Source organism: Pseudoalteromonas sp. G5_S1_14_S5 (assembly GCF_054968605.1).
This window is the reverse complement of record NZ_JBQKUM010000010.1, coordinates 34,936-49,946: the sequence shown is the minus strand read 5'-3', so window position 1 is coordinate 49,946 and position 15,011 is coordinate 34,936. Positions and strand designations below refer to the sequence as shown.

The window sequence follows — 15,011 nt, the reverse complement described above, 5'->3', positions numbered from 1 at the left end:
GATGGATTCTCAACGTAATATCCTGTTGATCGCATTGGCTTTGGTTTCTTTCCTACTTTTCCAACAATGGAATGTAGCTAAGAACCCAGCTCCACAAGCGGTTGAGCAGGCACAATCTGGCAGCACCCTACCAGCGCCATCTTATGCAGATGATCTAGACCCGGCTCCTGGTCAAGTTGCTTCTTCTGCAAAAACTATCACAGTGACCACTGATGTACTGACTCTGTCAATTGATACGGTTGGTGGTGATGTTGTGAAAGCAGACCTAAATGATTATTCAGCTGAGTACGATTCTAAAGAGAGCTTTGTTCTTCTTAAGAATGAAGCAGGCCACCAATTTATCGCTCAAAGCGGTCTAGTTGGTCCTCAAGGTATCGACCTTAGCAGCACAAACCGCCCTAGCTACACGGTTTCAGCAGACAGCTTTACGCTGGCTGACGGTCAGGATGAACTACGCATCCCAATGACTTACCAAGCGAACGGTCTAGATTACACAAAAACATTCATCCTTAAGCGCGGCAGCTACGCGATTGACGTTGAATACGATGTAGTCAACAACTCTGGCAACAACGCGACATTCGGTATGTACGCTCACCTACGTCAAAACGTTATGGATGACGGCGGTAGCCTAACAATGCCAACTTACCGTGGTGGTGCTTACTCTACGGAAGATACGCGTTACAAGAAATACAGCTTCGACGACATGCAAGATCGCAACCTGTCTCTTAACCTAGCAGACGGTCAAGGTTGGGCAGCAATGATTCAACACTACTTTGCAAGTGCTTGGATCCCACGCGACGAAGCAGGCAGCAACCTTTACACTCGTGTAATCGGTAACCTAGGCGATATCGGTGTTCGTATGCCGAACAAAACCATCGCTAACGGTGACGAAGCAAGCTTTAAAGCAACGCTTTGGGTTGGCCCTAAACTTCAAGACCAAATGGCAGCAACTGCACCAAACCTAGACTTAGTAGTTGATTACGGCTGGCTATGGTTCATTGCTAAACCACTTCATACTCTGCTTTCGTTCATTCAAGGCTTCGTATCGAACTGGGGTGTGGCAATCATCATCCTAACTTTCATCGTTCGTGGTGCTATGTACCCACTAACGAAAGCTCAGTACACGTCTATGGCGAAAATGCGTATGCTTCAGCCTAAGCTGACTGCAATGCGTGAGCGTATCGGCGACGACCGTCAACGCATGAGCCAAGAAATGATGGAGCTTTACAAGAAAGAGAAAGTAAACCCACTAGGTGGCTGTTTACCTATCCTTCTGCAAATGCCTATCTTCATTTCGCTATACTGGGCACTAATGGAGTCTGTTGAACTGCGTCACTCACCATTCTTCGGTTGGATTACTGACCTTTCAGCGCAAGACCCATACTACATCTTGCCACTTCTGATGGGTGCTTCAATGTTCCTAATCCAGAAGATGAGCCCGACAACTGTAACGGATCCAATGCAGCAGAAGATCATGACCTTTATGCCGGTTATGTTCACATTCTTCTTCCTATTCTTCCCTTCGGGTCTGGTTCTTTACTGGCTAGTATCGAACATCGTAACTCTGATTCAGCAAACGCTTATCTACCGCGCGCTGGAGAAGAAAGGCTTACATTCTAAATAAGTTCGATAATAGAAAGAGCTAAAGAAAGGCGACCAAAAGGTCGCCTTTTTGTTTTTAGCTGATTACAATTCAGCTAATTGATTAATCGTGAATGCCCTTTTTGGCGTTCACATGCTAGCAGGCACAACTATGACTACAGATACGATTGTTGCTCAAGCGACCGCGCCCGGCCGTGGTGGCGTCGGTATTATCCGCGTTTCCGGCCCATTAGCGACTCAGGTTGCCCTAGAAGTAACGGGAAAAACACTTAAGCCTCGCTACGCTGAGTACCTACCTTTTAAATCTGCCGATGGCATCGAGCTCGATCAAGGTATCGCGCTCTACTTTCCTAACCCGCACTCTTTTACCGGTGAAGATGTCCTAGAGCTGCAAGGTCACGGTGGCCCAGTGGTTATGGATATGCTCATCAAACGCATCCTGGGGATCTCTGGTGTGCGTGCAGCTCGTCCTGGTGAGTTCTCTGAGCGTGCGTTCTTGAACGACAAGATGGACTTGACCCAAGCTGAGGCGATTGCTGATTTGATTGATGCAAGCTCAGAAGAAGCGGCTAAATCCGCACTGCAATCTCTTCAAGGTGAGTTCTCAAAACGCATTAACACCCTAGTCGATTCACTGATTCACCTGCGTATCTATGTTGAAGCAGCTATCGACTTCCCAGAAGAAGAAATCGACTTTCTGGCAGACGGTAAAGTAAGTGCTGACTTACAGGCTATCATCGACAACCTAGAGGCAGTACGCCAAGAAGCCAATCAAGGTGCCATCATGCGTGAAGGCATGAAAGTGGTGATCGCTGGTCGACCAAATGCCGGTAAATCTAGCCTACTAAACGCGCTGTCAGGCAAAGAGTCGGCAATCGTGACTGATATTGCTGGTACCACACGTGATGTACTGCGAGAACACATCCATATTGATGGTATGCCACTGCATATTATCGATACCGCGGGCCTGCGTGATGCGTCTGATGAAGTCGAAAAAATCGGTATTGAGCGCGCTTGGGAAGAAATAGCTCAAGCAGACCGAGTCCTGTTTATGGTGGATGGCACCACAACCGATGCCACTGACCCGAAAGATATCTGGCCAGATTTCGTTGATCGTTTACCAGATAACATTGGTATGACCGTCATTCGTAACAAAGCGGATCAAACCAATGAAGAGCTCGGGATTTGTCACGTAAACGATCCAACTCTGATTCGCTTGTCCGCAAAAACAGGTCAAGGCGTGGATGCCCTGCGCAGTCATCTAAAAGAGTGTATGGGCTTTGCTGGTGGTCATGAGGGTGGCTTTATGGCCCGCCGTCGTCACTTAGATGCGCTTGAACGTGCCTCTGAGCACCTCGATATTGGCCAGCAGCAACTTGAAGGCTACATGGCGGGGGAAATCTTAGCGGAAGAGCTTCGTATCACTCAGCAACACCTTAATGAGATCACAGGCGAGTTCAGCTCAGACGATCTCTTGGGCCGTATCTTCTCTTCATTCTGTATTGGTAAATAACCCAAGAAGGCTGGCTGATGCCGGTCTTTTTCTTAGTAAGGACAGCTTAATGATCCACATTATTACAGGTAGCACCTTAGGTGGCGCTGAATACGTTGGCGATCACCTTAATGATCTTCTAGAAGAACAAGGCCATGAGATAACGCTACACAACCAGCCTGAATACAATGATATTCCTCAGCAAGGCTTCTGGTTAGTGGTGACCTCGACCCATGGCGCTGGTGAATTCCCGGACAATATCAAGCCATTCGTTACCGAGCTGACAGAACACGCACCTCAACTCGATAAGGTTCGTTTTGCAGTCATTGCCATTGGTGATTCAAGCTACGACACCTTCTGCGCAGCAGGCCAAACCGCTCATGAGTTATTAACAAAATTTGGCGGACAGGCGATTTCTGACTGTTTTACCATCGATGTTTTGGAGACTCCGGTCCCTGAAGACGCCGCTGAAGAGTGGTTTAACGATCATCGTGGCCAATTTTAACGCTCTCTTCTCTTAAAAAAGCGGCTTTTGCCGCTTTTTTTGTGCCTGAATATCGAGATTGTGAATAACTTTTTTGGGTAAAAGCCAAAAATTAGCCATTTATTTTCAAGATCTGTTGTGGATAAGATCATACATATTCGGTGATTAACCTATAGTTATCCAAATAACAAGTTTTACACCTATTTCCCCCTGTGAATAAGTAGCCATTTTGATCCCAGCTAATCCTCATCCTGATCAAAGTTAGATCACACCATTTGATCCAAAAAAGATCCATGATCTCATTGATCATTTTCGACTTATCCACAGACTGCTTCGATCCTAATAATAGATCCAATAAAAGATCTCTTTAAAGATCTTATCTATATTAATTAAAAACAGCTTAATCGAAAAATTCCAAAAACGTTTTCTCAAGCTATGAAAACAGGTAGAATATCGCTCCTTTTTATCAGTCTAGAAAACGTTTGAATACCTGAGGTCGGTTCATGCTTTATCACGAAAAATTTGACGTCATCGTTGTTGGTGGCGGCCATGCAGGAACGGAAGCCGCACTCGCATCTGCACGTACTGGTCAAAGTACGTTATTACTTACTCATAATATCGATACCTTGGGACAAATGTCTTGTAACCCAGCTATCGGTGGTATCGGTAAGGGCCACTTGGTGAAAGAGGTCGATGCAATGGGTGGTTTGATGGCACAAGCCATTGATCATGCAGGTATTCAGTTCAGAACACTAAACGCGTCAAAAGGTCCTGCGGTTCGTGCAACTCGCGCTCAAGCAGACCGAGCGCTTTACAAAGCCTTTGTCCGTAATGTTCTTGAAAACACACCAAACCTAACCTTGTTCCAACAATCGGTTGATGACCTGATCGTTGAACAGGATCAAGTAGTCGGTGTGGTAACCCAAATGGGCCTTAAGTTCCGTGCTGATGCTGTGGTTTTGACGGTGGGTACATTCCTGGGCGGTAAGATCCATATTGGTATGGAAAGTTCTTCTGGTGGTCGTGCTGGTGATCCACCATCGATCGCTTTAGCTGACCGTCTTCGTGATCTTCCATTTAGAGTTGATCGCCTGAAAACCGGCACGCCTCCTCGTATCGATGCGCGTAGTGTTGATTTTTCTGAGCTTGAGGTTCAACACGGTGACAACCCAACACCGGTTTTCTCATTCATGGGCAGTCGAGCACAACAGCCACGCCAAATCCCATGTTACATCACGCACACCAATGAAAATACGCACGATGTGATTCGTGCCAACCTTGACCGTAGCCCGATGTACGCTGGCGTGATTGAGGGGATTGGTCCTCGCTACTGTCCTTCGATTGAAGACAAAGTGATGCGTTTTGCTGATAAAAACAGCCACCAAATTTTTATTGAGCCTGAAGGCCTTACGACACATGAGTTATACCCGAATGGTATCTCTACTAGTCTACCGTTTGACGTACAGGTTCAAATTGTTCGCTCAATGAAGGGCTTCGAAAATGCTCACATCGTGCGCCCTGGCTACGCGATTGAGTATGATTTCTTCGATCCACGCGACCTAAAACTGACTTACGAAACGAAGTTTATTAAAGGTCTGTTCTTTGCTGGTCAAATTAACGGTACAACCGGTTATGAAGAAGCAGCTGCGCAAGGCCTGATGGCTGGTTTGAACGCAAGCTTGTTTACTCAAGGCAAAGAAGGCTGGAGCCCACGTCGTGACCAAGCTTACATGGGCGTTCTTATCGATGACCTATCAACCATGGGCACCAAAGAACCGTACCGTATGTTTACGTCTCGTGCGGAATACCGTCTGTTGCTTCGTGAAGACAACGCCGATATCCGTCTGACAGAAAAATCTCGTGAACTTGGTTTGGTTGATGATGCACGTTGGGCTCGATTCAACGAGAAGATGGACAACATGGAGAAAGAACGTCAACGTCTAAAAGAGACTTGGATTAATCCAAAATCTGAAGATATTGGCGCGCTGAACCAGATCCTAAAAACACCAATGTCTCGTGAAGCGAGCGGTGAAGATCTTCTGCGTCGTCCTGAAATGACTTATTCACAGTTGACGGCTCTGGATCGTTTTTCTCCTGCGCTGGAAGATCAACAAGCGGCTGAACAAGTTGAGATCCAAGTGAAGTACGAAGGCTACATTCAGCGTCAACAAGACGAAATTGAAAAATCACTGCGTCATGAAAACACCAAACTGCCTGCTGATATTGATTACAGCCAGGTAAAAGGACTTTCTAACGAAGTGGTTCTAAAACTAACTAACGCTAAACCGGATTCAATTGGTATTGCCTCTCGTATTTCGGGTATTACACCTGCGGCAATTTCAATTCTACTGGTTTACTTGAAAAAACACGGCCTGTTGAAAAAGGGTGAGGAAGCATAATGAGCGTATTACGCGAAAAACTGGATCACCTGATTGGCCAGACAGACCTAGAAGTCTCTGAAAAACAACGTAGCCAGTTGGTTGGCTACGTTGAGTTACTCAACAAATGGAACAAGGCTTACAACCTGACTTCGGTTCGTGACCCATTAGAAATGATGGTGAAACATATCTTAGATAGCATCATTGTTAGCACTCACTTACAGGGTAAGCGCTTTATCGATGTGGGTACTGGACCTGGCTTACCTGGGATACCGCTCTCAATCATGAACCCAGACTGCGAGTTTTACTTGCTAGATAGTTTAGGTAAGCGTATTCGTTTCATTAAGCAGGTGGTTCATGAGTTGGGTATCGACAACGTTGTGCCAGTTCAAAGCCGTGTTGAAGAGTTTCAACCTGAAGAAAAGTTTGATGCAGTGCTCAGTCGCGCATTTGCGTCAATGACAGACATGGTAGAGTGGTGTCACCATTTACCTAAAGAGCAATCCGGTGTATTTTTGGCTCTTAAGGGACAACACCCTAGAGACGAAATTGACCTGTTACCTGAATGGTGTTCAGTGACAGACATTAAAGCTTTGCGAGTGCCAGAGCTTGACGGAGAGCGTCATCTAGTAACTTTATCGCGTCAGGGATAATCAGCGAGGCCATAGTGGGTAGAATCGTAGCAATTGCCAACCAGAAGGGCGGTGTAGGAAAAACAACAACTTGCATTAACTTAGCAGCATCAATGGCGGCAACTAAACGCAAGATATTGGTTGTTGACCTCGATCCTCAAGGTAATGCTACTATGGCGAGCGGTGTCGACAAATATCAGGTTGAAGCAACTGCTTACGATTTGTTGGTTGAAGATACCCCATTTGATGAGGTAGTTTGCCGGAGTACATCTGGCAATTATGACCTCATCGCCGCAAACGGTGATGTTACTGCGGCAGAAATCAAGCTAATGGAAGTGTTTGCGCGCGAAGTTCGTCTTAAAAATGCACTCGCACCCATTCGAGATGATTATGATTTCATCTTTATTGATTGCCCACCCTCATTAAACCTTCTTACAATTAATGCCATGGCAGCTGCCGATTCCGTATTAGTTCCAATGCAATGTGAATACTTTGCTCTTGAAGGTTTGACTGCGTTGATGGATACCATAAGCAAGCTTGCGGCGGTGGTTAACGAGAACCTGAAGATAGAAGGTCTTCTGCGTACTATGTATGATCCTCGCAACCGCTTATCAAACGAAGTATCAGATCAACTCAAAAAACACTTCGGTAGCAAAGTCTACCGAACCGTGATCCCTAGAAATGTACGTCTTGCTGAAGCGCCGAGTCACGGCAAACCAGCAATGTACTACGACAAATATTCCGCAGGTGCTAAGGCATATCTTGCTCTTGCAGGCGAAATGTTGCGTCGTGAAGAAGTCCCAGTATAGGTCTAACCAAAGGAATTCGCTCAATGTCTAAGCGTGGTTTAGGAAAAGGGCTAGATGCATTACTTGCAACTAGCTCATTGGCTCGTGAAAAACAGCAGGTAGCTTCTCATAGTCAGGCGTTATCGGCTGATGGAGAGCTAACAGAATTAGCTGTTGGTAGCTTGAAGTCAGGTGTTTATCAACCGCGTAAAGATATCGCGTCTGAAGCGCTAGAAGAGCTAGCGGCTTCCATTCAATCTCAAGGCATCATCCAGCCAATCGTTGTACGTCCATTAGCACAAGATCAGTATGAGATTATTGCGGGTGAGCGTCGTTGGAGAGCGGCTCGTCAAGCGGGCCTCAAGCAAGTCCCGTGTCTGGTAAAGCGAGTGGAAGATAAAGCCGCGATTGCGATGGCATTAATCGAGAATATTCAACGTGAAGACCTGAATGTTATTGAAGAAGCACAAGCGCTAGAGCGCTTACAGAATGAATTTGAACTGACACATCAGCAAGTCGCTGATGTGATTGGCAAATCGAGAGCAACGGTTAGTAACTTATTACGTCTAAATCAGCTTGAAAATAAAGTAAAAGGTTTAGTTTCCAATAAACAACTGGAAATGGGACATGCTCGAGCACTGCTTGCGCTCGAGGGGGATACCCAGATTGAAGCAGCGAACACTGCAGCGACCAAAAATATGACCGTGCGCCAAACTGAACAACTCGTTAAAAAGTGTTTAAAACCAGACGTTGAGCCTGAATCTAAGCCTAAAGACACAGAAGCTATCGAACTTTCGCGAAGACTCACGGAAAAATTGCAAGCAAACGTTTCAGTTACTCGCTCTGTTAGCGGTAAGTCAAAAGTGATAATTACTCTTGATGAGCCTCACAAATTAGATCAACTTATTGCTAAATTAGAGTACTAAATGAGATAATTGATTTAGGTCAATTATGTAATAAACAAGTCATTTCGTACAAAAGTTGTCGGTTTGTATGCAAAAATGTAAATGATTGCAGCGTTCTTATTGCAATCGATTTGGCTGAACGTATAATTTTCGCCAATTTCTCAGCACGCTTTTTAGCGAGTGGTAAAGTGGGCTTAAAGAGGAACGAATACATGGTAGCGGCGTTAGCAAGACCAGGACGAGTGCTTGCAAAGCAAATGTTATTGATCGAGCTTAGCGCGGTTATATTAGTGGCGATAGGGTTAGGTTTAGCTGTTAATCCTGACTGGGGTTTTGCTGCATTAATCGGTGGCGGCATTTTTGTCATCGCGAATGTGGTTTTTTGTGTGTGTGCTTTCCTTTTTTGTGGAGCTCGCGCGACTAAGTTAGTTGCGGCGTCGTTCTATGCTGGCGAAGCGCTAAAAATCCTAATCACAGTTCTACTATTCTCTATTGTCTACATGTATATGCAGGTGGAGTTAATTCCCCTCAAACTGACCTATTTACTGGTTCTTGGTATTAATATCTTTGCGCCAGTGCTTTTCATTAACAATAAGAAATAGGACGAGTTATGGCTGCGGCAACAGCATCCGGATACATTGAACACCACTTACAGAATCTATCTTTAGCTAAGTTAGGTTTTGTAGAGGAGACAAGTTTCTGGAACGTACATATAGACAGTCTGTTTTTTTCGGTGTTGACAGGGATGTTATTCCTTTGGGTTTTTCGCTCAGTCGCTAAGAAAGCAACAGTAGGTGTACCTGGTAAGCTTCAGTGTTTTGTAGAAATGGTAGTGGAATTCGTTGGCGACAACGTTAAAGAAACTTTCCATGGCCGCAACCCGCTGATTGCCCCATTAGCACTGACTATATTCTGCTGGATTATTTTAATGAACTTGATGGACTTAGTGCCAATCGATTTCTTACCATATCCTGCAGAGCATTGGTTAGGCATCCCTTACTTGAAAGTGGTTCCTACAGCTGATGTAAATATAACCATGGCAATGGCTCTAGGTGTTTTTGCTCTGATGATCTACTACAGCATCAAAGTAAAAGGCTTGGGCGGATTTGCTAAAGAATTGGCACTGCATCCATTTAATCACCCAATCATGATTCCATTTAACTTGGTACTTGAGGTAATTTCGCTTCTGGCGAAGCCACTATCTCTAGGTATGCGTTTATTTGGTAATATGTTTGCGGGTGAGGTGGTGTTTATTCTTATCGCGGCAATGCTACCGTGGTACTTACAATGGGTAGGTGCACTACCTTGGGCTATCTTCCATATCTTGGTTATTTTGATTCAAGCATTTGTTTTCATGATGTTGACAATTGTTTACTTATCAATGGCTCACGAAGATAGTGATCACTAAAAAAATTTTTAAGCTTTATTCTAACTATTAATGTTAATCGGAGAACGTAAATGGAAACTGTACTAAGTTTTTCAGCAATCGCTGTTGCTATTATTGTTGGTCTTTGTGCCGTAGGTACTGCAATTGGTTTTGCTATTCTTGGTGGTAAATTCCTAGAAGGCGCTGCGCGTCAACCTGAAATGGCTCCTATGCTACAAGTTAAGATGTTCATCATCGCTGGTCTATTGGATGCTGTTCCAATGATCGGTATCGTAATCGCACTACTATTCACGTTTGCTAACCCATTTGTTGGTCAACTAGCAGGCTAATTAACTCTTTAATAGGTTAATTAAATTTTTGTAGTTGATTCTTAACGAGGGGTAGCTGTTGTGAATATGAACGCAACTCTGCTAGGTCAAGCAATTGCTTTTTCACTGTTTGTTTGGTTCTGCATGAAATATGTATGGCCACCAATCATGCAAGCAATTGAAGAGCGTCAGAAGAAAATTGCTGACGGTCTAGTAGCCGCTGAGCGCGCTGCTAAAGACTTGAACCTGGCACAAGCCAACGCTTCTGAGCAAATGAAAGAAGCAAAGCGCACTGCAACTGAGGTTATTGAACAGGCAAACAAACGTAAAGCTCAAATTATTGATGAAGCTCGCGAAGAAGCTCAGGCAGAACGCCAGAAAATCTTAGCGCAAGCTGAAGCTGAACTTGAAGCTGAGCGCACACGTGCCCGTGATGACCTGCGCAAACAAGTCGCAACTCTGGCTATAGCTGGTGCTGAGAAGATCCTTGAGCGTACGATCGATAAAGACGTACACAAAGACCTTCTTGACAACATTACTGCAAAACTTTAAAGCAAGGGGCTGTATATGTCTGATTTGACAACAATCGCACGCCCCTATGCTAAAGCAGCTTTTGACTTTGCGGTAGAAAAAGGTGAGCTTGACCAATGGAGTCAAATGCTCTCTTTTGCTGCCGAAGTGGCACAAAACAATGATATCCACAATCTACTAAGCAGTTCTCTAACTGCTGAAAAATTAGCGGAAGTATTCATTGCAGTTTGTGGTGAACAATTTGATGAATTCGGCCAGAACTTGATAAAAGTGATGGCAGAGAATGGCCGATTAATGGCTTTTCCTGATGTTTGCAAAGAGTTCTTATTGCTCAAACAAGAGCACGAGAAAGAGATCGATGTTGAAGTGACTTCAGCGGTCGAACTTTCTGAAGAACAACGCGCAGATATCAGCAGCAAATTGCAACAGCGCCTAGCGCGCAAAGTACAGCTGAATTGCAGTATAGATGAGACTCTGCTTAGCGGAGTTATTATTCGAGCCGGAGACCTAGTCATCGATAACTCAGCGCGTGGTCGACTAGACCGCCTGAGCGATGCATTGCAGTCTTAATGGGGATTGGAGCATGCAACTTAATTCCACTGAAATTAGCGATCTAATTAAACAACGTATTGAATCTTTCGACGTTGTTAGTGAAGCTCGCAATGAAGGTACTATCGTTTCGGTAAGCGATGGCATCCTTAGCATTCACGGCCTAGCGGACGTGATGCAAGGTGAAATGATTGAACTACCGGGTGGCCGTTACGCGCTAGCACTTAACTTGAACCGTGATTCGGTTGGTGCTGTTGTAATGGGCCCATATGCTGACCTACAGGAAGGCATGAAAGTTACAGGTACTGGCCGCATTCTTGAAGTGCCAGTAGGTCCAGAACTACTTGGTCGTGTTGTAAACACACTAGGTGAGCCAATTGATGGTAAAGGTCCTATCGAAGCGAAACTAACTTCGCCTGTAGAAGTAATTGCACCAGGTGTAATCGACCGTAAATCGGTAGATCAACCTGTACAAACTGGTTACAAGTCTGTTGACTCAATGATCCCAATCGGTCGTGGTCAGCGTGAACTAGTAATCGGTGACCGTCAAACTGGTAAAACAGCGATGGCGATCGATGCGATTATTAACCAAAAAGATTCTGGTATTTTCTCTATCTACGTAGCAATCGGTCAGAAAGCATCGACTATCGCTAACGTAGTTCGCAAACTAGAAGAGCACGGCGCGCTAGCTAACACTATCGTTGTTGTTGCATCTGCTTCTGAATCTGCAGCGCTACAATACCTAGCGCCATACGCAGGTTGTGCGATGGGTGAATACTTCCGTGATCGCGGTGAAGATGCACTGATTGTTTATGATGATCTATCTAAGCAAGCGGTAGCTTACCGTCAGATCTCGCTACTACTTAAGCGTCCACCAGGTCGTGAAGCATTCCCAGGTGATGTTTTCTACCTTCACTCTCGTCTACTAGAGCGTGCTGCTCGTGTAAGCGAACACTACGTAGAAGCATTCACTAAAGGTGAAGTGAAAGGCAAGACTGGTTCTTTAACTGCTCTTCCTATCATTGAAACGCAAGCTGGTGACGTATCTGCATTCGTACCGACGAACGTAATCTCGATTACCGATGGTCAGATCTTCCTACAAACTGAGCTATTCAACGCGGGCGTACGTCCAGCTGTTGACCCAGGTATCTCAGTATCTCGTGTAGGTGGTTCAGCGCAGACTAAAATCATCAAGAAGCTATCTGGCGGTATCCGTACAGCTCTAGCACAGTACCGTGAACTAGCGGCATTCGCACAGTTCTCGTCTGATCTTGATGAAGCGACTAAGAAGCAGCTAGACCATGGTCAAAAAGTTACAGAGCTAATGAAGCAGAAGCAATACGCTCCTATGTCTGTATTTGACCAAGCACTTGTAATCTTCGCTGCAGAGCGTGGTTACCTTCAAGATGTAGCGCTTGATAAGCTGCTAGATTTTGAAGCTGCTTTACTATCGTTTGCTCGCGGTCAATATGGCGATCTAGCTACACAGATCGACACAACGGGTGCTTACAACAATGATATCGAAGCTGAGCTGAAGAAGCTTGTTGACGATTTCAAAGCAACCCAGACCTGGTAATTGGTGGGTGGCCTTCGGGTCACCTCATACCATTAACGGAGAGTAACGATGGCCGGCGCAAAAGAGATACGTAATAAAATCGGTAGTGTTAAAAGCACACAGAAGATTACGAAAGCAATGGAAATGGTAGCAGCTTCAAAAATGCGTCGTTCTCAAGACGCAATGGAAGCTACTCGTCCATATGCAGAAACAATGCGTAAAGTGATCGGTCATTTGGCTAACGGTAGCCTTGAGTATAAGCATCCTTATCTTGAGGAACGTGAAGCCAAACGTGTTGGTTACATCATCGTTTCTACAGACCGTGGTCTATGTGGCGGCTTGAACATTAACTTGTTCAAAAAAGCTATGTTAGACATGAAAGACTGGTCTGAGAAAGGTGCTGAAGTTGAACTGGCAATTATCGGTTCAAAAGCAACAGCATTTTTCAACAACAGCGGCGCGAAAGTAGCAGCTCAAGTTTCTGGCCTAGGCGATAGCCCAAGCCTTGAAGACTTAATCGGCTCTGTAAGCGTCATGCTGAAGAAATATGATGAAGGTGAATTGGATCGCCTGTTCGTAGTGTTTAACAAATTTGAAAACACTATGGTACAAGAACCAACGATCGATCAATTACTTCCTTTGCCTAAATCAGATAGCGAAGACATGCAGCGCGATCATGCTTGGGACTACATTTATGAGCCTGAGCCAAAACCACTACTAGATGCACTATTGGTTCGTTACGTCGAATCTCAAGTGTACCAAGGTGTGGTAGAGAACCTTGCTTGTGAGCAAGCGGCTCGAATGATTGCAATGAAAGCTGCAACCGACAATGCTAGCGACCTTATCGATGATTTAGAGCTTGTGTACAACAAGGCGCGTCAAGCGGCTATTACACAAGAACTTTCTGAAATCGTTTCAGGCGCAGCAGCGGTTTAATCGCTTATTCGTTTTAAGCTTAGGTAAAACTAAATAGTTAGAGGATTAACGATGGCTACAGGTAAGATCGTACAGATCATCGGTGCGGTAGTCGACGTAGAGTTCCCACAGGGCGAAGTACCTCGTGTATACGATGCTCTGAATGTTAATGAAGTGAAAGAGCGTCTAGTTCTTGAGGTTCAGCAACAACTTGGCGGTGGCGTAGTTCGCGCAATCGTAATGGGTAGCTCTGATGGTTTACGTCGTGGTTTGACAGTAGAAAATACTGGCGCTCCAATCTCAGTACCAGTAGGTACTAAGACCTTAGGTCGTATCATGAACGTTCTAGGTGACGCGATTGATGAGTGTGGTGAAATCGGTGCAGAAGAGCACTACGCAATTCACCGTGCAGCTCCAAGCTACGAAGAACAGTCTAACGAGACAGCTCTTCTAGAGACGGGTGTTAAGGTAATCGACTTGGTTTGTCCATTCGCTAAGGGTGGTAAAATCGGTCTATTCGGTGGTGCAGGTGTAGGTAAGACCGTTAACATGATGGAACTTATCAACAACATCGCACTTCAACACTCTGGCCTATCTGTATTTGCAGGTGTAGGTGAGCGTACTCGTGAAGGTAACGATTTCTACTTTGAGATGCAGGAAGCAGGCGTTGTAAACGTTGAAAAACCTGAAGAATCAAAAGTAGCGATGGTTTATGGTCAGATGAACGAGCCACCAGGTAACCGTCTACGTGTTGCACTGACTGGTCTAACAATGGCTGAGCGTTTCCGTGACGAAGGTCGTGACGTTCTACTATTCGTAGATAACATCTACCGTTACACGCTTGCAGGTACTGAGGTATCAGCACTTCTAGGCCGTATGCCTTCTGCGGTAGGTTACCAACCTACTCTTGCGGAAGAAATGGGTGTTCTACAAGAGCGTATCACGTCAACTAAGCAAGGTTCTATCACGTCTGTACAGGCGGTATACGTACCTGCGGATGACTTGACTGACCCGTCTCCAGCAACAACGTTCGCGCACTTGGATGCAACGGTTGTACTTAACCGTAACATCGCAGCTATGGGTCTATACCCAGCGATCGACCCGCTAGATTCTACATCTCGCCAACTGGATCCATTGGTAGTTGGACAAGAGCACTACGACATCGCTCGTGGCGTTCAGTCTACACTTCAGCGCTATAAAGAGCTGAAAGATATCATTGCTATCCTAGGTATGGACGAGCTATCTGAAGAAGATAAGCAAGTAGTATCTCGTGCTCGTAAGATTGAGAAGTTCCTTACTCAACCTTACCACGTAGCGGAAGTATTTACTGGTGACCCTGGTGTTTACGTACCTCTAAAAGAGACTCTACGTGGCTTCCAAGGTCTACTATCTGGTGAATACGATGACATTCCAGAGCAAGCGTTCATGTACTGCGGTACTATCGACGAAGCTATTGAGAATGCTAAGAAGCTATAAGGCTAACTA

Annotated in this window: 15 protein-coding genes; all 15 read left to right on the top strand. The window is 45.2% G+C overall.

From position 1 onward, the window contains the following. Position 1: 1 nt before the first annotated feature. The 15 genes from yidC to atpD all read left to right on the top strand — a co-directional run bounded on the left by yidC (position 2) and on the right by atpD (position 15,002). A complete protein-coding gene (gene yidC, locus ACTRWI_RS04995) occupies positions 2 to 1,624 on the top strand; it encodes a membrane protein insertase YidC (RefSeq protein ID WP_499129720.1) in 1,623 nt (540 codons plus the stop codon). A 129-nt stretch (positions 1,625 to 1,753) separates the two neighbouring features. Beyond that, positions 1,754 to 3,115 (top strand): tRNA uridine-5-carboxymethylaminomethyl(34) synthesis GTPase MnmE, encoded by a 1,362-nt coding sequence (gene mnmE / locus ACTRWI_RS04990; protein ID WP_004739277.1) that lies wholly within the window; start codon positions 1,754 to 1,756, stop codon positions 3,113 to 3,115. A 49-nt stretch (positions 3,116 to 3,164) separates the two neighbouring features. Next, a complete protein-coding gene (gene mioC / locus ACTRWI_RS04985; protein WP_499129719.1) occupies positions 3,165 to 3,599 on the top strand; it encodes an FMN-binding protein MioC in 435 nt (144 codons plus the stop codon). A gap of 482 nt (positions 3,600 to 4,081) precedes the next feature. Continuing rightward, positions 4,082 to 5,977 carry a tRNA uridine-5-carboxymethylaminomethyl(34) synthesis enzyme MnmG gene (mnmG, locus tag ACTRWI_RS04980; protein ID WP_171731208.1) on the top strand — a complete coding sequence of 632 codons (1,896 nt, stop codon included), beginning with the start codon at positions 4,082 to 4,084 and terminating at the stop codon, positions 5,975 to 5,977. Further along, positions 5,977 to 6,609: a 16S rRNA (guanine(527)-N(7))-methyltransferase RsmG gene (rsmG, locus tag ACTRWI_RS04975; RefSeq protein ID WP_004739283.1), complete on the top strand. Its 633-nt coding sequence runs from the start codon at positions 5,977 to 5,979 to the stop codon at positions 6,607 to 6,609. The genes mnmG and rsmG overlap by 1 nt, the downstream gene beginning before the upstream one ends. Before the next feature lie 14 nt (positions 6,610 to 6,623). Beyond that, complete coding sequence (locus ACTRWI_RS04970; protein WP_499129718.1) at positions 6,624 to 7,397, top strand: ParA family protein; 774 nt, start codon at positions 6,624 to 6,626, stop codon at positions 7,395 to 7,397. Positions 7,398 to 7,420: 23 nt separating this feature from the next. After that, positions 7,421 to 8,302, top strand: a complete 882-nt coding sequence (locus ACTRWI_RS04965) for a ParB/RepB/Spo0J family partition protein (RefSeq protein ID WP_499129717.1) — start codon at positions 7,421 to 7,423, stop codon at positions 8,300 to 8,302. Positions 8,303 to 8,412: 110 nt separating this feature from the next. Beyond that, on the top strand, positions 8,413 to 8,883 hold the full coding sequence (locus ACTRWI_RS04960; RefSeq protein WP_499129716.1) for a F0F1 ATP synthase subunit I: 471 nt from the start codon (positions 8,413 to 8,415) through the stop codon (positions 8,881 to 8,883). An 8-nt stretch (positions 8,884 to 8,891) separates the two neighbouring features. Next, a complete protein-coding gene (atpB, locus tag ACTRWI_RS04955) occupies positions 8,892 to 9,689 on the top strand; it encodes a F0F1 ATP synthase subunit A (protein ID WP_004739289.1) in 798 nt (265 codons plus the stop codon). 50 nt (positions 9,690 to 9,739) lie between these two features. Beyond that, positions 9,740 to 9,997, top strand: a complete 258-nt coding sequence (gene atpE, locus ACTRWI_RS04950) for a F0F1 ATP synthase subunit C (RefSeq protein ID WP_004411110.1) — start codon at positions 9,740 to 9,742, stop codon at positions 9,995 to 9,997. Positions 9,998 to 10,057: 60 nt separating this feature from the next. Beyond that, on the top strand, positions 10,058 to 10,528 hold the full coding sequence (atpF, locus tag ACTRWI_RS04945; RefSeq protein ID WP_032498590.1) for a F0F1 ATP synthase subunit B: 471 nt from the start codon (positions 10,058 to 10,060) through the stop codon (positions 10,526 to 10,528). Between the two features lie 15 nt (positions 10,529 to 10,543). Continuing rightward, a complete protein-coding gene (atpH, locus tag ACTRWI_RS04940) occupies positions 10,544 to 11,077 on the top strand; it encodes a F0F1 ATP synthase subunit delta (protein ID WP_499129715.1) in 534 nt (177 codons plus the stop codon). Between the two features lie 13 nt (positions 11,078 to 11,090). After that, positions 11,091 to 12,632: a F0F1 ATP synthase subunit alpha gene (gene atpA, locus ACTRWI_RS04935; protein WP_499129714.1), complete on the top strand. Its 1,542-nt coding sequence runs from the start codon at positions 11,091 to 11,093 to the stop codon at positions 12,630 to 12,632. A 48-nt stretch (positions 12,633 to 12,680) separates the two neighbouring features. Next, complete coding sequence (gene atpG, locus ACTRWI_RS04930) at positions 12,681 to 13,547, top strand: F0F1 ATP synthase subunit gamma (RefSeq protein ID WP_004739293.1); 867 nt, start codon at positions 12,681 to 12,683, stop codon at positions 13,545 to 13,547. Positions 13,548 to 13,598: 51 nt separating this feature from the next. Further along, positions 13,599 to 15,002 (top strand): F0F1 ATP synthase subunit beta, encoded by a 1,404-nt coding sequence (gene atpD / locus ACTRWI_RS04925; RefSeq protein ID WP_171368720.1) that lies wholly within the window; start codon positions 13,599 to 13,601, stop codon positions 15,000 to 15,002. The last annotated feature ends 9 nt before the right edge of the window (positions 15,003 to 15,011 follow it).

What these genes read in the sequence shown, in the direction of transcription:
- atpD (WP_171368720.1), top strand. Translation starts at nt 13,599, where the DNA reads ATGGCTACAGGTAAGATCGTACAGATCATCGGTGCGGTAGTCGACGTA.
- mnmE (WP_004739277.1), top strand. Translation starts at nt 1,754, where the DNA reads ATGACTACAGATACGATTGTTGCTCAAGCGACCGCGCCCGGCCGTGGT.
- atpG (WP_004739293.1), top strand. Translation starts at nt 12,681, where the DNA reads ATGGCCGGCGCAAAAGAGATACGTAATAAAATCGGTAGTGTTAAAAGC.
- rsmG (WP_004739283.1), top strand. Translation starts at nt 5,977, where the DNA reads ATGAGCGTATTACGCGAAAAACTGGATCACCTGATTGGCCAGACAGAC.
- atpE (WP_004411110.1), top strand. Translation starts at nt 9,740, where the DNA reads ATGGAAACTGTACTAAGTTTTTCAGCAATCGCTGTTGCTATTATTGTT.
- ACTRWI_RS04965 (WP_499129717.1), top strand. Translation starts at nt 7,421, where the DNA reads ATGTCTAAGCGTGGTTTAGGAAAAGGGCTAGATGCATTACTTGCAACT.
- atpB (WP_004739289.1), top strand. Translation starts at nt 8,892, where the DNA reads ATGGCTGCGGCAACAGCATCCGGATACATTGAACACCACTTACAGAAT.
- mnmG (WP_171731208.1), top strand. Translation starts at nt 4,082, where the DNA reads ATGCTTTATCACGAAAAATTTGACGTCATCGTTGTTGGTGGCGGCCAT.
- yidC (WP_499129720.1), top strand. Translation starts at nt 2, where the DNA reads ATGGATTCTCAACGTAATATCCTGTTGATCGCATTGGCTTTGGTTTCT.
- mioC (WP_499129719.1), top strand. Translation starts at nt 3,165, where the DNA reads ATGATCCACATTATTACAGGTAGCACCTTAGGTGGCGCTGAATACGTT.
- atpA (WP_499129714.1), top strand. Translation starts at nt 11,091, where the DNA reads ATGCAACTTAATTCCACTGAAATTAGCGATCTAATTAAACAACGTATT.
- atpH (WP_499129715.1), top strand. Translation starts at nt 10,544, where the DNA reads ATGTCTGATTTGACAACAATCGCACGCCCCTATGCTAAAGCAGCTTTT.